Annotated in this window: 20 protein-coding genes; 12 read left to right on the top strand and 8 right to left on the bottom strand. The window is 57.2% G+C overall.

Annotated features, from left to right (window positions below; translation table 11 throughout):
- Nucleotides 1-10 precede the first annotated feature (10 nt).
- Entirely contained in the window at nucleotides 11-685 is a 675-nt protein-coding gene (gene lipB / locus BM029_RS20560) for a lipoyl(octanoyl) transferase LipB (RefSeq protein WP_092439245.1), read from the bottom strand.
- Nucleotides 686-845: 160 nt separating this feature from the next.
- The gene (locus tag BM029_RS20555; protein ID WP_092439243.1) at nucleotides 846-1,154 is read right to left on the bottom strand and encodes a DUF2917 domain-containing protein; all 309 of its coding nucleotides are present in this window, start codon (nucleotides 1,152-1,154) and stop codon (nucleotides 846-848) included.
- Between the two features lie 159 nt (nucleotides 1,155-1,313).
- On the opposite strand from BM029_RS20555, the gene gcvA reads away from it, so the two are divergent.
- A complete protein-coding gene (gcvA, locus tag BM029_RS20550) occupies nucleotides 1,314-2,243 on the top strand; it encodes a transcriptional regulator GcvA (RefSeq protein WP_092439241.1) in 930 nt (309 codons plus the stop codon).
- Nucleotides 2,244-2,255: 12 nt separating this feature from the next.
- On the opposite strand, the gene BM029_RS20545 is transcribed toward gcvA, so the two are convergent.
- Both BM029_RS20545 and BM029_RS20540 read right to left on the bottom strand, forming a co-directional pair.
- Nucleotides 2,256-2,549: a DUF493 family protein gene (locus BM029_RS20545; protein WP_092413991.1), complete on the bottom strand. Its 294-nt coding sequence runs from the start codon at nucleotides 2,547-2,549 to the stop codon at nucleotides 2,256-2,258.
- Nucleotides 2,550-2,727: 178 nt separating this feature from the next.
- Nucleotides 2,728-3,585 carry a D-amino acid aminotransferase gene (locus BM029_RS20540; protein WP_092439239.1) on the bottom strand — a complete coding sequence of 286 codons (858 nt, stop codon included), beginning with the start codon at nucleotides 3,583-3,585 and terminating at the stop codon, nucleotides 2,728-2,730.
- A 188-nt stretch (nucleotides 3,586-3,773) separates the two neighbouring features.
- On the opposite strand from BM029_RS20540, the gene BM029_RS20535 reads away from it, so the two are divergent.
- Together BM029_RS20535 and BM029_RS20530 are read left to right on the top strand one after the other, a co-directional pair.
- Nucleotides 3,774-4,352, top strand: a complete 579-nt coding sequence (locus BM029_RS20535; protein WP_092439293.1) for a DNA-3-methyladenine glycosylase I — start codon at nucleotides 3,774-3,776, stop codon at nucleotides 4,350-4,352.
- 156 nt (nucleotides 4,353-4,508) lie between these two features.
- Nucleotides 4,509-5,228 carry a pseudouridine synthase gene (locus tag BM029_RS20530; RefSeq protein ID WP_092439237.1) on the top strand — a complete coding sequence of 240 codons (720 nt, stop codon included), beginning with the start codon at nucleotides 4,509-4,511 and terminating at the stop codon, nucleotides 5,226-5,228.
- Between the two features lie 60 nt (nucleotides 5,229-5,288).
- Here BM029_RS20530 and argB read toward each other — a convergent pair whose 3' ends face one another.
- Nucleotides 5,289-6,191: an acetylglutamate kinase gene (argB, locus tag BM029_RS20525; RefSeq protein WP_038493964.1), complete on the bottom strand. Its 903-nt coding sequence runs from the start codon at nucleotides 6,189-6,191 to the stop codon at nucleotides 5,289-5,291.
- Between the two features lie 266 nt (nucleotides 6,192-6,457).
- Here argB and BM029_RS20520 point away from each other — a divergent pair, with 266 nt between their 5' ends.
- Complete coding sequence (locus BM029_RS20520) at nucleotides 6,458-6,694, top strand: cysteine-rich CWC family protein (RefSeq protein ID WP_092439235.1); 237 nt, start codon at nucleotides 6,458-6,460, stop codon at nucleotides 6,692-6,694.
- On the opposite strand, the gene BM029_RS20515 is transcribed toward BM029_RS20520, so the two are convergent.
- Genes BM029_RS20515 through BM029_RS20505 form a run of 3 tightly spaced genes read right to left on the bottom strand, consistent with a single transcriptional unit; the run spans nucleotide 6,645 to nucleotide 8,976 of the window.
- Nucleotides 6,645-7,340, bottom strand: a complete 696-nt coding sequence (locus BM029_RS20515; RefSeq protein ID WP_170851159.1) for an SPOR domain-containing protein — start codon at nucleotides 7,338-7,340, stop codon at nucleotides 6,645-6,647. The genes BM029_RS20520 and BM029_RS20515 overlap by 50 nt on opposite strands.
- A gap of 7 nt (nucleotides 7,341-7,347) precedes the next feature.
- Nucleotides 7,348-8,130 (bottom strand): type III pantothenate kinase, encoded by a 783-nt coding sequence (locus BM029_RS20510; RefSeq protein WP_092439232.1) that lies wholly within the window; start codon nucleotides 8,128-8,130, stop codon nucleotides 7,348-7,350.
- A gap of 3 nt (nucleotides 8,131-8,133) precedes the next feature.
- Entirely contained in the window at nucleotides 8,134-8,976 is an 843-nt protein-coding gene (locus BM029_RS20505) for a biotin--[acetyl-CoA-carboxylase] ligase (protein ID WP_092439291.1), read from the bottom strand.
- A 230-nt stretch (nucleotides 8,977-9,206) separates the two neighbouring features.
- Between BM029_RS20505 and BM029_RS20500 the strand changes: the two genes are divergently transcribed.
- The 8 genes from BM029_RS20500 (at nucleotide 9,207) to BM029_RS20465 (ending at nucleotide 16,427) form a co-directional block, all read left to right on the top strand.
- Nucleotides 9,207-10,331 carry an MlaE family ABC transporter permease gene (locus tag BM029_RS20500; protein WP_092439230.1) on the top strand — a complete coding sequence of 375 codons (1,125 nt, stop codon included), beginning with the start codon at nucleotides 9,207-9,209 and terminating at the stop codon, nucleotides 10,329-10,331.
- A complete protein-coding gene (locus BM029_RS20495) occupies nucleotides 10,331-11,101 on the top strand; it encodes an ABC transporter ATP-binding protein (protein WP_092439228.1) in 771 nt (256 codons plus the stop codon). The genes BM029_RS20500 and BM029_RS20495 overlap by 1 nt, the downstream gene beginning before the upstream one ends.
- A gap of 39 nt (nucleotides 11,102-11,140) precedes the next feature.
- Complete coding sequence (locus BM029_RS20490) at nucleotides 11,141-12,088, top strand: MlaD family protein (RefSeq protein WP_092439226.1); 948 nt, start codon at nucleotides 11,141-11,143, stop codon at nucleotides 12,086-12,088.
- Between the two features lie 18 nt (nucleotides 12,089-12,106).
- The gene (locus BM029_RS20485) at nucleotides 12,107-12,727 is read left to right on the top strand and encodes an ABC-type transport auxiliary lipoprotein family protein (protein WP_244545148.1); all 621 of its coding nucleotides are present in this window, start codon (nucleotides 12,107-12,109) and stop codon (nucleotides 12,725-12,727) included.
- Nucleotides 12,728-12,734: 7 nt separating this feature from the next.
- Entirely contained in the window at nucleotides 12,735-13,892 is a 1,158-nt protein-coding gene (locus tag BM029_RS20480; RefSeq protein ID WP_092439224.1) for a VanZ family protein, read from the top strand.
- Between the two features lie 115 nt (nucleotides 13,893-14,007).
- Entirely contained in the window at nucleotides 14,008-14,328 is a 321-nt protein-coding gene (locus BM029_RS20475) for a (2Fe-2S) ferredoxin domain-containing protein (protein WP_092439222.1), read from the top strand.
- A 58-nt stretch (nucleotides 14,329-14,386) separates the two neighbouring features.
- Entirely contained in the window at nucleotides 14,387-15,034 is a 648-nt protein-coding gene (locus tag BM029_RS20470; protein WP_092439220.1) for an alpha/beta hydrolase, read from the top strand.
- A gap of 247 nt (nucleotides 15,035-15,281) precedes the next feature.
- Nucleotides 15,282-16,427, top strand: a complete 1,146-nt coding sequence (locus tag BM029_RS20465) for a D-alanyl-D-alanine carboxypeptidase family protein (protein WP_092439218.1) — start codon at nucleotides 15,282-15,284, stop codon at nucleotides 16,425-16,427.
- Nucleotides 16,428-16,591: the final 164 nt, after the last annotated feature.

The following is a 16,591-nucleotide window of genomic DNA, read 5'->3' as shown; positions in this document are numbered from 1 at the left end:
GAAAAAGGACTCAGTTAAAACGGTCTATCAATTTGTGAGCAAGCGCTAACTGCACCTCTGAGAGAGCACTATCAACGCCTAGTGTTTTCATATCGACTGTGGCGAGGCCTTCGTAGCCGCATGGATTGATCCAGGAAAAAGGCGTCAGATCCATGGCAACATTGAGCGACACACCGTGGTAAGTGCAGCCGCTGCCTCTTACTTTCAAGCCAAGCGCGGCGATCTTCGCACCCTGCCAGACGCCGTCGGCAATATAAATCCCGGGGGCGCCGGCCTTGCGTTCACCAGCCAGATTATACGCTGCCAGCGTGTCGATCACCGCCTGCTCGATACCCTGCACGAATTCACGCACAAACAGACGCGCGGCGGGACGGCGGCGGCGCAAGTCCAGCAGCAGGTAAATCACTACCTGACCCGGCCCGTGATAAGTCACTTCGCCACCGCGATCGGTCTGTATCACCGGGATCTGGTGCGGTGCCAGCACATGGCTCGGATCGGCTCCCAAACCCAGTGTAAACACTGGCGGATGTTCAACTATCCACAACTGGTCTGGCGTATCGGGGGAACGGGAGTCGGTAAACGCGCGCATCGCGTCAAAACTGACTTGATAAGGTTCTACGCCGCGCTGAATAATTTGGGGGCTAGGCAGAAGATCTGGGGAAATGAATTGCTGCGCACTGGACATACCGCAAGTGTACCGAAAATCGGCCGTGGGCGTGCGCCACCGGGGACGCCGTCAGACCGGAAGAGGGCTTAACGGCATCCAGTCATGCAATATCCGGATCGAAGCGATGTTGCAGTCGCGTCACGGTAGTGAGTGATATCCGATATCAAATCAGCAAAAATCAGCAAACTGCAGGCCTTGCGCCCAGTGGCTTGCTAAAACCGGCGCGTGCATTCGAGGCCGGCAGACGTGTCGATTGCTGTTGAATTTGCACCACGCTGTTGCCTTTGATTGCTTCGATGACGATATGGCTGTCAGCGGCGACGCTCAGGAATTGCCCGGCAGACAACCAGTAGTCATCGCCGTGCCCCGTTACGGTTACCCACACCCGGCCTTGCATGATTTGCAGGGTTTGCGCTACCGGGGCGGTTACCGACGTGGCTGTACCGGCATCTATGGTTAAAGACTCGTTAGCTAATAATTTTCGCATGATGTCACTCCTTGAAACTGCTGGTATATTGGACGCTACATCTCACTCCACACCGCTTGATATAGACGTTCCTTGTTTCTACAGAGCCATTTTAGACAATCCGCAGGCAGTAACAAAACGAGTAATTTTCTCCTCCCTTGCTAATTTTTCTCATATAAAATGGCCGATCTCCGAAAATTGCCTAACCTTTCTGCCCTACGCGCCTTCGAGGCTGCAGCACGCAATGACAGCTTTTCGCGCGCCGCCGAAGAAATCTTCGTGACGCCGGGTGCGATCAGCCATCAGATCCGGGCCTTGGAGCAGGAGCTGGGCATCATGTTGTTCAGCCGCCACGGCAAGCGCATCACGATCACCGAGCAAGGGCAGCGCTTTGCCGCCGTCATCCGTAAATCCTTGAATGAAATCGCATTTGCGGCCGAAGCCTTGAAGATGGATGCCAAGCAGAAGCGCTTGACCATTTCCGCCCTGCCCTCGTTTGCTGCACGCTGGCTGGCGCCACGGCTGTGGAAATTCATCGACCTGCATCCCGATACCGAGGTGGTGCTGCAATCGAGCAGCCACCTCAATGACCTGGAACGTGAACCGATCGATGTCGGCCTGCGCTACGGGCTGGGCCACTATCCTGGCCTGGTGGTGGAAAAACTGATGGACGATTATTACTATCCGGTGGCCAGCCCGAACTACCGTGACGGAAACCTGCCGAAAACGCCGCAGGAGCTGGAGCAGTGCAGCCTGTTGCGCATGGATACAGAGTCATCGTGGATGCCGTGGTTCGAGGCTGCAGGCATCGACCTGGTGGAACCGACTGGCGGCTTGCTGATCGAGGATGCGTCGATGCTGTTGCGCTCGGCTTCGGATGGATTGGGGATTGCTTTGACGCGGCACGCGATTGCACTACAGGAAATTGCTTCGGGGGAGTTGGTGCGTTTGTTCGATGTCGTCGCGCTCTGCCCGCTATCCTATTATTTCGCCTGCACCAGGGAAGCGCTGAGCAAACCGCAGGTGCAGGCTTTCCATCGCTGGCTGCTGGACGAGATCAGGACTTTCAAGGCGCAAAGCGAATGGCCCGGAGGACCCGAGCCATCATGATCCAATGAGGATTTAAAGCACCATCTTGACCATCGGGTGCGACGACAAGGCCCGATACAAATCATCCAGCTGTTCACGGCTTGTCGCACGAACAGTAGCAGTCAGGCCGGTATAGTTACCCTTGGACGATGGCCGCACTTCCAGCTTGTCGATATGAAAAGTCGGATCATGCTGCACCACCACGCCAACCATGGTCGGCGCAAATGCGTCGTGCGTAGGTCCCATGATCTTGATGGGAAAATCGCTTGGGTATTCGATCAGGCTTTCAGCGGGGGGGATAACCTGGTTTTCAGTGGGCTCGGTCATGATGGTTGCTCTTTAATGGTGACGCAGGATAGTAGTTTACTCCCGAAACGGATTCCTGCACTAAAAGCTTATCGGCGACCGGGAGTTTGCCGGCACAGCTTATGTAAATGGAAACAGGGCAGAAAACAATAAGATTTCTGCCCTGCAACGCCTTACAGCAATACCTGCAGCTCGCTGATTAAGTTGCCTGAGCTGCCTTGGCCGCCTGATAAGCCTCGTATAACTGCTTGTATATGGGGCCGGGTTCGCCATTTCCAATAGTCTTGCCGTCAATCGAAACCACCGGCAACACTTCCTTGGTGGCTGACGAAAGCAGCACTTCATCGGCGGCAAACACCTCTTCGCGCGTAATCCGGCGAGCTTCGAACGGAATGCCGCCGGCAGCGCACAATTCCTCGATCAGGCGGTAGCGGATCCCTTCCAGGATCAGATTATCCTTAGGCGGCGCCATCAGTTTGCCGTTTTTGACGATCCAGACGTTGGAAGACGACGCTTCGGTCAGCCAGCCATCGCGGAACTGGATCGCCTCCACCACGCCATGCTCGGCAGCATTTTGCGCCGCCAGTACATTCCCCAGCAGGGAAATCGACTTGATCTCGCAATGCAGCCAGCGTTGATCCTCCATCGACACGCAAGGCACGCCGCTAGCGCGCAATGCCGCGCTCGGCAACACCAGCGGGTTGGTCATGATGAACACCGTCGGCGTCAGCGCCTCTTTCGGGAACGCATGGCCGCGCTTGGCGACGCCGCGGGTGACGTGGATGTAGACCATCTGGTCATCCGCCGGATGGGCATCGATCACACCTTGGATCAGCGCCAGCCACTGTTCTTTGTCATGCGGATTTGTAATACTGATCTTTGCCAGGCTGCGAAACAGGCGCGCCAGATGATGCTCGGAACGGAATAATTTACGGCCGTAGATAGGAATCACCTCATACACGCCATCACCGAAAATGAAGCCGCGGTCGAGTACGGGGATGCGCGCTTCGGACAGCGGCGTCATGCTGCCATTGAGATAGACCAGCGGGTCTTGCATGATCGGATTCCTAAAAAAGTAGAGAGTCCAATTCTGGCACAGCACCGGACCATGGGGTATGCAAAAAAAGTATGCGAACGACCTGGAAAGCATCGCGCCAAGATGTTGGCGTGCGATGTCGACGTGATGCGGTAGCATACACATACCTCAACTTCGAGGAACCGCCAAAGTTCCTCCTGCGCCTGACCATGACCACCATCGTTACCCGTTGCGCCTGGGCCAATCCCGCCAATCCCCGTTACCTGGCCTACCACGACGAGGAATGGGGCAAACCCTGCCACGATGAGGTGCAACTGTTCGAAATGCTGAACCTGGAAGGTGCGCAAGCCGGCCTGAGCTGGGAAACCATCCTCAACAAGCGCGACAACTACCGCCGCGCCTTCGACGGCTGGGACGCGAAAAAAATCGCCCGCTATGACGAGGTCAAAGTGGCGTCCCTGCTGGCCGACGCCGGCATCGTCCGCAATCGCCTGAAGATTGCCGCCACGATCAGCAACGCCCAGGCTTATCTGCGCCTGCGTACCGAAGTCGGCGGTCTTGATGCTTTCTTATGGGCCTACGTCGATGGCGAGCCGATCCAGAATCAATGGACATTACTAGGCGGCAATCCTGCCAAAACGCCTTTGTCCGACCGCATTTCCAAGGATTTGGGCAAACGCGGCTTCAAATTTGTCGGCTCCACCATCATTTACGCTTATATGCAGGCGATCGGCATGGTCAATGACCACTGCATCGAATGTTTCCGGCACCAGACAGTGGCAGAATAACTCCCGATCGGGATGGCTGAGTTTGTTACCCCTTAGTCAACGGTAAGGAATATAACGAATCCGGGCTGCTTTTCGCGCGTCATTAATCATTATCAGCGAACATCCGCAAAGCGCAGCCCTCTTCCCGTCCCGACACCATTCTGCTACATTCCCGCCATGCCTAAACTGACCTTAGACCGAATCCTGCAATCGCAGGGCTTCGGCAGCCGAAAATATTGCCGCGAGTTAATTGAAGATGGCGAAGTCGTCATCGACGGCGTCGCTGTTACCGACTATAAATCTATGCCCGACACCGACGGCCTGGTGTTCACCCTGTTCGATGAAGAATGGATTTACCGCGAACATGTCTATATCGTGCTCAACAAACCGGCCGATATCGAGTGCTCCCGCAAACCCAGCCATCACCCGGGGGTATTAAGCATCTTGCCGGAACAATTCAGCTGGCGTGACGTGCAGCCGGTAGGACGGCTCGACCACGACACCACCGGTTTGCTGCTGATGTCGGACGACGGCAGCTTCATCCATGCCCAGTCTTCACCCAAACGACACGTGCCGAAGTTGTACGTTGCCACCACGCATGATCCTGTGACCGAGGAACTGGTGCAAAGTTTGCTGGCCGGCGTGAAATTGCACGATGAGCCGCAAACCCTTGCTGCTATCAGTTGCCGCATGCTCGGCACGCACGAAATCGAGATCGTGCTGGAACAGGGGAAGTACCATCAGGTCAAGCGCATGCTGGTTGCGGCCGGCAATCATTGCACGGCGTTGCGCCGCACCGCTATTGGTGGCCTGACGCTGGACGCGCTGGAGCTGGAACTTGGGGAATGGTGCTATCTGGAGCCGGAACACCTGGCGTTGCTGGTGCCGGCGGCCTAGCACAAAAAAAAACGCAAGACCGAAGTCTTGCGCTTTACTGATCCTGGCTTTCCCGGAAAATCAGTGCGAGCGGATCATGGTGCCGAACGCCTGTTCGGTCAACACTTCCAGCAGCAACGAATGCTCGATACGGCCATCAATGATGTGCACCGTATTGACACCCGACTTGGCCGCATCCAGTGCCGATGAAATCTTAGGCAGCATGCCGCCGGAGATGGTGCCGTCCTTGAACATTTCATCGATTTCGCGTGCCGACAAGTCAGTCACCAGATTGCCTTGCTTATCTTGCACGCCAGCAATATTGGTCATCATGATCAGCTTTTCAGCGTGCAGGATTTCTGCGATCTTGCCTGCCACGACGTCGGCATTGATGTTGTAAGCCTGGCCGTCGGCGCCAAAGCCGATAGGCGAAATGATAGGAATGAACGCATCGTCCTGCAACGCTTTGACCACCGCCGGATTGATGGCTTCGATTTCGCCGACAAAGCCGATATCGAGGAATTCACCCGGATGCTCACGGTCCGGCATGCGGTATTTGCGCGCACGGATCAGGCCGCCATCCTTGCCGGTCAGGCCGACAGCCTGGCCACCGTAGTGGTTGATCAGCATCACGATATCCTGCTGCACTTCGCCGCCCAGCACCCACTCCACTACTTCCATGGTTTCTTCGTCGGTAATCCGCATGCCTTGCACGAAGGTGCCTTGCTTGCCGATTTTCTTCAGGGCATTGTCGATTTGCGGGCCGCCGCCATGCACCACCACCGGGTTCATGCCGACCAGTTTCAACAAAATCACGTCGCGCGCGAAGCCGTGCTTCAGGCGCTCTTCGGTCATTGCATTGCCGCCGTATTTGACGACAATGGTTTTACCGTGGAATTGACGGATGTACGGTAACGCCTCGGCCAGAATTTCAGCTTTGATTCCTGGGGCAACGTTGGCTAGATCGTTGGTCAAATCGGCCATGAACAGTCCTACAAGAGAGGTTCTGAGCTTGTCAGAAGAAAGTAAAAAAGTGCAAAGACTGCAACTCGGGGGGAGTTAAAAATCGCTGCGAGAAGGATCAGCGCGATTTTACATGGAAATGCGCTTGCTTAGGTGCGGCAAGCGCGCCAATAATCTCCTGATGTTGCGTAGCGATGTTGCATAGATACGTCAATGTACGTTTGATGGCTATTATGAAGCCCGTTTTCCCCTGCACAACACGCACCGACTTACAAAGGATAAGCAGAATGGCGCAATGCCCCGCCTGCCAGCAACAGTTTTCGTGTGGCGCCGGCCAGCATGCGGATCAGCCTTGCTGGTGCAGCCTGCTGCCGCCGCTGGCCAACGCCGGGCCGGCAGCCACGGAATGCTATTGCCCGGACTGCCTGGAACGCCTGGTGCTGCAACAACAAACAGTTGGCGAGCACCCGATCGCTAAGGACCAGCGCAGCTGCGTACTTCCTGGCCAGGAAAATCCAGCTTGATCTTGTCGAACGCAATCTTGGCGTCGCCACCCAGATCACGCAGCTGGAATGCCACTTTACTGGAGCTCACCGTGCGCGTACTGATCTTGGCGCCGCCCAGGCCACGCTTGGCCAGGCTGGCGACTTGCTTTTGCGCAGCTTCATCGGTTCTGAAAATGCCCAGTGAAATGCCATAGCGCAGCGCGCCGGAATCCTGTATTACGAAGAAATCGCTGATCCCGAGCCGGCGTATTTCGTCAGCCTTTTTATCGGCCGCGTCCTTGCTGCCCAGCGACGGCAGGTACACCATGTGGCTGGCCACTTCCTGCGTTTCGCGACGGACAAATTTGACGTTCGGCGCGCGCTCCGCCAGCTTGCTCGAAAAACGCCGTGCTTCCGCCGCAGCGAAATTGCCGATTTCGGTGCAAGCCACCACCGGTGCCGGGTCCGCCGCCGCAGCTGGCGCTGCCGGCGCCGTACTGGCAACCGCAGCCGATGCGGCCTGAGCGGCCTCTGCCACCGTCATTTTGATTTTATCCGCCTGCAACTGCTTGCTGATACGAGTCGGCTCCCGGCCATCGCTGTAGAGCGCGCCGAGATAGCCTTTTTGCATGGCGAACAACGTCGCATTCGCCAATAACAGCAGCCAGAAAATGATTTTCAACATGATGTTTTTATAGTGTTGCTGCAGCGGTTTGCAGACCGATCAATACCAGATTATCAACTGTTTCATGCGCTATGGACAGGTACGGCGCAACTAAAGCCGCCGAGCCCCCGGCCACGATACAACCTATGCGTTTGCCCGGCGATTGCTGGCTGTGCAAGGCAAATGCCCGTTCGATGGCGCCAACCTGTGCATTGATGCAGCCGCTGATGATAGCGTCATCGGTATTATCGGCAAACAAGGTATTTACATGCACGTGATCGGTAATGTGCGGCAATTGCGCGGTACTGCGCGCCAGCGAGGTCGCCATCAAACCCAGGCCCGGCAAGATCATGCCGCCGGTAAATACGCCGTCGGCGCTGACCGCATCAATCGTGGTGGCGGTACCGCAGGTGGCTACAATCAAGGCTTGCTGCGGAAATAGCCGTTGCGCCCCCAGCGCCGCAGCAAACCGGTCGCATCCCAATTGTGCAGGATCGCGATAGGCATTGCGCAGACCCGCCAGTTGCGGCAACGAGGCAAACCAGTGAAGCTGCATGCTGCTGCCAAAAACTGTTTCCAGCAACGTCTGCAAACGCTCATGCGTACGCTCGCCAGCCACATTGGAAACCAGAATGCGCGTCACCTTCGCTGTCAGCTTGCGCCAGCGCGCACTCAGCGTCACCAGCTCGCTATGCGTCGCCGAGCCGCTTTCCAGCCACTCGCCGGGCAAGCCGCCGCTGCCCATCTCGGGCAGCGCTGCAAGCGCCCATTTGATACGGGTATTGCCGACATCGATCAACAACATGGCCATGGCTCAGTCTTCCTTCGGGCGTAATGAAATATCGCCGGCCATGATGGCTATCGGGCTGTTGCCAGCGTCCGTTTGCAACAACAAGCGGCCGATCTGGTCAATGCCCAGCGCCCGGCCCTCGTGCAATGTCTTGCCTTGGTCCAGGATCAGCACCTGCTGACCGGCAAATGCATGCAGCCGATTCCAGCGTTCGACAAAAGCCGCCAGGCCCTCGCTTTCGAATTGGCGCATGTTTTGCGCCAGTCCGCTCAATAATGCGCCAAGCAACAGCGCCCGATCCTGCGCTGCCGTCACCGGCAGATTGGCGGTAGGACGGCCGATTTGTTCTTGCAACTGTTCCGGCATGGCGAGATTGATGCCGATGCCGATTACGGCCCACAATTGCTGATCAGGCGCAGTGGCGGTTTCAATCAGGATGCCGGCCAGCTTACGGCCCTTGTGCAATACGTCGTTCGGCCATTTCAATTGCACTTCAACCCCGAAGTCGGCCAGGATCTCGGCAATCGTCACGCCCACCGCCAGCGGCAAACCGACCAATGCCTGCAACGGTGCGGCAAACGGCCAGGCCAGCGAAAAGGTCAACGCCGCCGACGGCGCCGTCAGCCAGGCACGGCCGGCGCGGCCGCGGCCAGCAGTTTGCGTCAGCGCCACCAGCAAGGTCGGCGCGTTCAACGTACGGGAATCCACGCCGCCGGCGATACGCGCCAGCAGATCAGCGTTGGTAGAACCGGTTTCGGCCACTACTTCGATCCGGCATTGCTCGGCGTGATGGCCGGCAAATGCAGCGATGCGAGCGGCGGACATATGGCTGGTAAGCGAAGTTGGTGCAATAGATTGTGCAGTCATGCCGCGCATTGTAGCGGGAGTTATAGAGAAATGCGGCGCGCCACCCGTGGGATTACACGCAAAAACACAATAAAAAACAACGTGCGGGCAATCCCTATGGCATATTTCTCCGGGAAACGTTACCGCGAGACGCTACCGTGAGACGTCAATTCACTTATCCGATTGCCCACTAGACTGGTTTTATCATTACTACAATAGTGCTAATGGCAATTCTCCCTTAAACTGATGCGATGCCGAACCCAGACTCCACCACCCCCGCTCTCGATATCAAAGATGGCAGCCTGGTTGCCGCACGCGGCGACTGGCAAGTGCATGCCTTGACGCAACCGGGGGTGATCAAGACGCTGCAAGCCAAATTGAGAGCACTCTCCAGGCAAACTGATCCGCTGCGCTGGGATCTGTCGGATATCGGCACGCTGGATCATATCGGCGCGCAATTATTGTGGAACGCCTGGGGTAAAACGCGTCCGGAACAATTGACCGTAGCGCCGCAACACCGCGATTTCTTCCAGCGCCTGGCCAGCGCCGGTACGTTGGCATTGCCGCCCAAGCCACCGCGGCGCCGCATGTTCAATGCAATCTACGACATGGGCAGGGAAGCGCTGAATCACGTGACCGGCTTTATCACCCTGCTGGGACAACTGGTGCTGGATTTCCTGCGCATGATGCAAGTACCCCAACGGGCGCCATGGAAAGAGATTTCCGCCAATATCTATCATGTCGGCTACCAGGCATTGGGAATTACTGCGCTGGTCGGCTTCCTGATCGGCGTGGTGCTGTCGTTTTTGTCGGCACAACAATTGCATACCTTCGGCGGCGATATCTACCTGGTGAACATTCTCGGCATGAGTATCATCCGCGAACTGGGGCCGTTGCTGGCAGCGATCCTGGTGGCCGGCCGTTCCGGCTCGGCAATCACCGCGCAACTGGGCGTGATGCGCGTTACCGAAGAGCTCGATGCGATGCTGGTGATGGGCTTGCCGCATGGCTTCAGGCTGGTTTTGCCGCGGGTGCTGGCATTGCTGGTGGCAATGCCTTTGCTGGTGATCTGGACCGATGCGATTGCACTCCTGGGCGGGATGGTAGCCGCGCAATTGCAACTAGGGTTGTCGCCCACCTATTTCCTGCAGCAGTTGCCGAATGCGGTACCGTTACCCAATTATCTGATCGGCCTCGGCAAAGGTGCAGTGTTCGGCGGCTTGATTGCGATGGTGGCCTGCTATTTCGGCCTGCGCATCGAACCGAACACCGAAAGCCTCGGACATGGCACCACCACTTCAGTGGTGACCGCGATCACCATCGTCATCGTCGCCGACGCTGTGTTTGCGATTATTTTCAGCGGCGTGGGATTCTGATGGCCGAGCAGACACCCGTCATCGAAATCGACAAGCTCTGGACCCAGTTCGGCCAGACCGTGATTCACGAGGATCTTGATCTGCGCATCGACGCCGGCGAAATCGTCGGCCTTGTGGGCGGCTCCGGTTCCGGCAAGACCACACTGGTGCGGCAGATATTGGGGCTGAACCGGCCGACCAAAGGTAAGGTGACCGTGTTCGGCATCGATGTCAGCCAGGCCGACGTCGATCAAATGTATACGCTGCAAAATCGCTGGGGCATGCTGTTTCAGCAAGGCGCCTTGTTTTCGGCATTGACGGTGCTGGACAACGTGGCGTTGCCGATGCGCGAGCTGCGCGCCTTGCCGGATCAACTGATCAAGGACGCGGCGCTGCTCAAGCTGCAGATGGCCGGGATCGGCCCTGAACACGCGCTGAAAATGCCGTCCGACCTCTCCGGCGGCATGATCAAGCGGGTGGCGCTGGCACGGGCGCTGGCGCTGGAGCCGGAATTGCTGTTTCTCGATGAACCCACGGCCGGGCTCGATCCGGCATCGTCGGCCGCCTTTATCGAGCTGATCCGGTCGCTGCACAAGGACATGCGGCTGACCGTGGTGATGATCACCCACGATCTGGAACCATTATTGGCTTTGTCCACCAAAATTGCAGTACTGGCAGACAAACACGTGATCGCCTACGACACGCCGGAGCGCGTCATGAAAGTACGCCATCCGTTTATCGAAACATTTTTTCTCGCCGCTAACCGTTTCGAACACGACACTTGCGGATGATATGCAAACAAGATGCAGAAAGCGTAAATAGGAAGTCTTATGGAAAATAAAGCGCATGCCCTGATTGCCGGACTGTTCACCGTGGTCTTGCTGATCGCGGCGCTGTTCGGCGTCATGTGGTTCAACAGCGACCGCGTGGAACGGGTGCCTTACGAGATCGCCACCAAGTTGTCGGTACCGGGACTGAATCCGCAAGCCGATGTCCGCTATCGCGGCCTGGATGCCGGCAAGGTCGATGCGATCACCTTCGATCCTAAATCGCCGGGTCAGATCCTGATCAAGATCAAGATCAATCCGGACACGCCCATGACCCAATCCACCTTTGCCACCCTGGGTTATCAGGGAGTGACTGGAATTGCTTATATCCAGCTGGACGACGATGGCAGCAAGCCGCTCAAACTCACCAGCAGCCCGCAACATCTGGCGCGCATAGAATTGCGCCCGAGCCTGTTCGACAACCTGCAGACTAAAGGTGCGGTAATCTTGTCGCGCGCCAACGACATGGTCGACAAACTGAATAGCTTGCTGGATCCCGATAATCAGAAAACCATGCTGAAAGCATTCAGCGATGTCAGCCAGACCGCCGTTGAATACCGCGGCATTCCGCAGCAGTTGCAGCCGACCTTGCGCCAGCTGCCGGAACTGACCACGCAAATGAACCAGGCGCTGGCATCCATTACGGCACTCTCCAACAACATGACCGTGCTCAGCAAGAACCTGAATACCCTGACCGCCAGCCTGCAAGGGCCCAACGGCGCTATCGCCAATCTGGGCGGTGCAGTGCAAAACATCAGCTCGGTCGCCAACGGCGTCGAATACGATACGCTGCCGCGTTTCAATACCCTGACCACGGAAGCGCGCTCGTCGATGCGCACGCTGAACCAGACGCTGGACCATTTCAACCAGCAGCCGCAAAGCATTTTGTTTGGCAGTAAGGCCCTGCCTCCCGGCCCCGGGGAAGCGGGTTTTGTCGCTCCAGGAAAATAAAACCATTAAAGGCCCGCCATGACCATGACCGCTATCCTGAAAACCCTGTCGACTTTAGTTGCGATTGCCCTGGTCGCCGGCTGCGCCAGCAAGGTCGACGCGCCGACCCAATTCGACCTGGGCCTGTTGCCGGCCACTGCAACAAGCACGAGCACCGCAGCCACAGCATTGCCGGCCATCAGCCTGGCCGATGTCAATGCGCCGGCCTGGCTGGACAACAACATGATGTACTTCCGCCTGGCCTACGCCAACCAGCAGCAACCGCGTCCCTACGCCAACAGCCGCTGGACCATGCCGCCGGCGCAACTGTTTCAGCAGCGCCTGAAAACGCGCGTGGCCCAGGCCGGCGGCACGGTGTTGGCAATGTCGGATGCGGCGCTTAATATTCCGGTGCTGCGGATCGACCTGGACGACTACACGCAAACCTTCGATACGCCTTCACACAGCCTGGCGACACTGCAGATACGCGCATCGCTGTTCAATGGCCGGGTACTGCTGGCGCAAAAGAGTTTTAGCCGCCAGATGGCGACACCCAGCGCCGACGCTGCCGGCGCCGCCAGCGCTTTTGTCGCCGCGAACGATGGCGTGATTGACGATCTGATGAGCTGGCTGGCAACAGTAGCTCCGAAAAAACAATGAACCAACAATGACCCAACAAGCAACCTCAACAAATGCCTCTACCGCATCATCGTTTGCTCGTGTCAGCCTGCTGATTTACCTGCTGCTGATCGTCTACGCCAGCTGGTATCCGTTTGCCGGCTGGCGCGATCTCGGCCTGACAGCCTTCGCCTATCTGGACGCGCCATTGCCGCACTACTGGACCGTGTTCGATGTATGGACCAATGTCGCCGGCTATCTGCCGCTGGGCATGCTGATGGTGCTGTCGTTGCCACGCTGGCGTCGCTGGTCGCCGTATTGGGCGGTGCTGCTGGCGACGTTGGCGGGGATCCTGATCTCCGGCACCATGGAAGCGGTACAGACTTTCTTGCCGACGCGTGTCGCCTCCAACCTGGATCTGATGACCAATAGCGCCGGCGCCTTGCTCGGCGCGGTGCTGGGCGCCATCCTGCGGCCACGCTTCGGGCCTGACAACCGTTTATTACAACTGCGCGAGCACTGGTTCAACCGTGAAGCCAGCCAGGGCATGGTAGTTGTTGCGCTATGGCCTCTGGCGCAAATTTATCCGCTCAGCCATCTGTTCGGCTTTGGCCAGTTCACCTCCATGTTATCCACCTGGCTCTCCGACCTGTTGGAAGAACCGGTCGATCTGCAGGCATGGTTTACCAATGACGTGCAATTCAGCGCCGCCCAATACTGGCTGACCGAAACCATCATCACGGCCTGCGGCCTGACCGGCGCCGCCTTGACCTTCATGATCCTGCTGCGCAAGCAAGCGCCGAAGCTGCCGCTGACCTTGCTGCTGGTGTTTGTCACGCTGATGACCAAGGCACTGGCGACAGCGCTGTTGTTCGCGCCGGACAATACCTTCGTCTGGCTGACCCCGGGTTCGTTCGGCGGCTTGCTGATCGGCGCACTCATGCTGAGCGGCCTGGCCTACGCGCCGCAACTGGCGCAACGCCGGCTGGCCGGGCTGACCCTGATCATGGCTTTATTGCTGGTCAATATCATGCCCGACAATCCGTATTACACCGAAACGGTGCAAACCTGGACACAGGGAAAATTCCTGAATTTCAACGGCGTTGCCCAGTTCCTGGCCTTGTTATGGCCGTTCTGCACGCTGTGGTTCTTGTTTCATCCGATGCATAAGCGGCGTCGCCAGCTGCCCCCGCGCGATTCCCGTTAGCCCGTCCGCCGGAACCGAAAAACGCCGGCGGTGTATGATTCCTGCTTATCTCCAACGCAAAACCGCACAAAACAACCCATAAGCACCCCTGACCAACCTATTCCAGAATATTGCAATGAGCGATAAACCGTTTTACGAACACCATGTATTTTTTTGCCTGAACCAGCGCGCACCGGGCGAACGGGTTTGTTGCGCTAACAGCGGCGCCCAGGCCGCACAGGAACATGCCAAGCGCCGCATCAAGCAACTGGGCCTGGCCGGCGAAGGCAAGGTGCGGATCAATAAAGCCGGCTGCCTTGAGCGCTGCGAACAAGGACCGGCAATGGTGATTTATCCGGAAGGTGTCTGGTACACCTACGTCGACAATGAAGATATCGACGAAATCATCGACGTCCATATAGTCGGCGGGAAGATTGTCGAACGCCTGAAAATCTGATCAGTTTAAGCAAAATCCAAGCAAAGTATCTTCAGCCTTTATTCCCCGAATCGATTCAATGAACGCCCAAACGCTCCCCTTCTTCATCGCCGGCGCTGTCGGCCAACTCGAATGTGCACTCGACCTGCCTGATCCCGAAACCTTTGCCGTGCCGCGCGGACTGGCGCTGGTCGCCCATCCTCATCCGCTGTTCGGCGGCACCATGGACAACAAGGTGGTGCATACGCTGGCGCGCGGTTTCCTGGCGCTGGGCTATGTCACGGTGCGCATGAATTTCCGCGGTGTCGGCAAATCCGACGGCGTACACGACGAGGGTCGCGGCGAGACCGACGACATGGCCTTGCTGCTCACTCACATGCGCCAGCAATATCCCGATCTGCCGCTAGCCCTCGGCGGCTTTTCATTCGGCACTTTCGTGCAAGCGCAATTGCAGCAGCGCCTGATCGAGGCCAATGCCGGAGCTGGCGCAGCCGCCGAACGGCTGGTGCTGGTGGGCACTGCCGCCGGCAAGTGGCCAATGCCGACCGTGCCGGCCAACAGTATCCTGATTCATGGCGAACTGGACGATACGATTCCGCTTACCGCCGTGTTCGAATGGGCGCGCCCGCAAGACATCCCGGTGATCGTGATTCCTGGCGCCGACCATTTTTTTCATCGCCGACTGCAACATATCAAGAATCTCATGGTCGAAATGTGGCATCGCTGAACGGCCGCGATTTGAACCCGCTGCAAGCATGTTTGCAGCATTCATAAGCCGGTTGGGACGGCGGTGGCGCTATAATTCGGTCGGTATGGTTGTATGCGGTGATTTGCTGGTGGACTGTAACTAACCCGCTAGCCGCCTCCGTTTACGCATTTTTTCAATCCACTTCGCACATAAAATTGCTCATTGTCTACATTCGTTGTTCGCAAGATGCAGGTTTATTGCCACTGATTTCATTACTAGATACTCCATGAAAAAAATATTCGCGGCGCTCGCTGCAACTGTCTTCTCCATATCCGTAGCCTTTGCCCAGACATTGCCGTCGCCGACAGTGGCCGCCAAAACGTGGCTGCTGCTCGATGCCACCAGCAACCAGGTGATCGCATCGCAAGATCCCGACATGCGCGTCGAACCGGCGTCGCTGGCCAAGATCATGACCGCGTATGTGGTTTTCGAAGCGCTCAAGGATAAGAAAATTACCCTCGACCAGATGGTTAACGTGTCAGTGCGCGCCTGGAAGGTCGATCCGAGCAGCTCCAAAATGTTTATCGATCCGGCAACGCCGGTATCGATCAATGATTTGCTGTACGGCTTGATGGTGGTATCGGGTAACGACGCCGCGGTAGCGTTGGCAGAAGCAGTGGCAGGCACAGAGGATTCCTTCGTTGCGCTGATGAACCACGAAGCCGAGCGCATGGGCATGAAAAACACCCATTTCGGCAATCCGCACGGTTTGCCAAGCGCCGACACGTATTCCACAGCGCGCGATCTGGCGACGCTGGCATCCCGTGTGATCATCGATTTCCCTGAGTTCTACAAAATCGACTCGACCAAAAAATACACCTACAACAAGATCACCCAGCCTAACCGCAACCGCCTGTTGTGGTCGGACCCGACCGTCGACGGCATGAAGACCGGCCACACCAGCAGCGCCGGCTACTCCATCATCGCCAGCGCCAAACGTCCGAATGTCGGCGGCGACCGCCGCTTGCTGGCCGTTGTGATCGGCACCAATTCCGATGGCACCCGTACCCAGGAAGCGCAAAAGCTGCTGAACTGGGGCTACCAGAATTTCGACGCTGTCAAACTGTACTCCAAGGGCCAGGCTGTAGATACACCGAAAGTATGGAAAGGCGCCAAGAACCAGATCAAGATCGGCTTCACGCATGATGTTTACGTGACCGTGCCTAAGGGCATCGCCGACAAGATCAAGCCAGTGCTGGAACGTACCGACCCGCTGATCGCTCCGATCCAGCAAAACGCCAAGGTCGGCACAGTCAAGGTGAACGCCGACGGCAAGACCATTGCCGAGTTCCCGGTAGTAGCGCTGGAAGATGTGAACCAGGCCACCATCTTCGGCCGCGCGTGGGATTCGATCCGTTTGCTGTTTAAATAAAATTTAAATCAGGTTTAAATAAGCGCGACGAACCTGATGGTTTCATCAAAAAAATGACAGCTGTGGCTGTAATGCCGTTCAGTTAAGACTGGACGGCATTTTTATTTTGGGCTTGTAAACGTTCGGGCCAGCTGTTAACCTGCGTGTCGATGCTCGATGACACT

This window comes from Collimonas sp. OK607, assembly GCF_900111995.1.
GTDB lineage: Bacteria > Pseudomonadota > Gammaproteobacteria > Burkholderiales > Burkholderiaceae_D > Collimonas.
Note: the sequence above shows the minus strand (reverse complement) of the source record. Positions and strands in the feature narration are given on the sequence as shown.

Excerpts from the sequence above, each read along its gene's own strand:
- BM029_RS20465 (WP_092439218.1), top strand. The coding sequence starts at position 15,282 with ATGAAAAAAATATTCGCGGCGCTCGCTGCAACTGTCTTCTCCATATCC.
- BM029_RS20500 (WP_092439230.1), top strand. The coding sequence starts at position 9,207 with ATGCCGAACCCAGACTCCACCACCCCCGCTCTCGATATCAAAGATGGC.
- BM029_RS20520 (WP_092439235.1), top strand. The coding sequence starts at position 6,458 with ATGGCGCAATGCCCCGCCTGCCAGCAACAGTTTTCGTGTGGCGCCGGC.
- BM029_RS20480 (WP_092439224.1), top strand. The coding sequence starts at position 12,735 with ATGACCCAACAAGCAACCTCAACAAATGCCTCTACCGCATCATCGTTT.
- BM029_RS20540 (WP_092439239.1), bottom strand. The coding sequence starts at position 3,585 with ATGCAAGACCCGCTGGTCTATCTCAATGGCAGCATGACGCCGCTGTCC.
- BM029_RS20485 (WP_244545148.1), top strand. The coding sequence starts at position 12,107 with ATGACCATGACCGCTATCCTGAAAACCCTGTCGACTTTAGTTGCGATT.
- BM029_RS20490 (WP_092439226.1), top strand. The coding sequence starts at position 11,141 with ATGGAAAATAAAGCGCATGCCCTGATTGCCGGACTGTTCACCGTGGTC.
- BM029_RS20530 (WP_092439237.1), top strand. The coding sequence starts at position 4,509 with ATGCCTAAACTGACCTTAGACCGAATCCTGCAATCGCAGGGCTTCGGC.
- argB (WP_038493964.1), bottom strand. The coding sequence starts at position 6,191 with ATGGCCGATTTGACCAACGATCTAGCCAACGTTGCCCCAGGAATCAAA.
- BM029_RS20555 (WP_092439243.1), bottom strand. The coding sequence starts at position 1,154 with ATGCGAAAATTATTAGCTAACGAGTCTTTAACCATAGATGCCGGTACA.
- BM029_RS20470 (WP_092439220.1), top strand. The coding sequence starts at position 14,387 with ATGAACGCCCAAACGCTCCCCTTCTTCATCGCCGGCGCTGTCGGCCAA.
- BM029_RS20535 (WP_092439293.1), top strand. The coding sequence starts at position 3,774 with ATGACCACCATCGTTACCCGTTGCGCCTGGGCCAATCCCGCCAATCCC.
- BM029_RS20505 (WP_092439291.1), bottom strand. The coding sequence starts at position 8,976 with ATGACTGCACAATCTATTGCACCAACTTCGCTTACCAGCCATATGTCC.
- gcvA (WP_092439241.1), top strand. The coding sequence starts at position 1,314 with ATGGCCGATCTCCGAAAATTGCCTAACCTTTCTGCCCTACGCGCCTTC.
- BM029_RS20515 (WP_170851159.1), bottom strand. The coding sequence starts at position 7,340 with ATGTTGAAAATCATTTTCTGGCTGCTGTTATTGGCGAATGCGACGTTG.
- BM029_RS20510 (WP_092439232.1), bottom strand. The coding sequence starts at position 8,130 with ATGGCCATGTTGTTGATCGATGTCGGCAATACCCGTATCAAATGGGCG.
- BM029_RS20475 (WP_092439222.1), top strand. The coding sequence starts at position 14,008 with ATGAGCGATAAACCGTTTTACGAACACCATGTATTTTTTTGCCTGAAC.
- lipB (WP_092439245.1), bottom strand. The coding sequence starts at position 685 with ATGTCCAGTGCGCAGCAATTCATTTCCCCAGATCTTCTGCCTAGCCCC.
- BM029_RS20545 (WP_092413991.1), bottom strand. The coding sequence starts at position 2,549 with ATGACCGAGCCCACTGAAAACCAGGTTATCCCCCCCGCTGAAAGCCTG.
- BM029_RS20495 (WP_092439228.1), top strand. The coding sequence starts at position 10,331 with ATGGCCGAGCAGACACCCGTCATCGAAATCGACAAGCTCTGGACCCAG.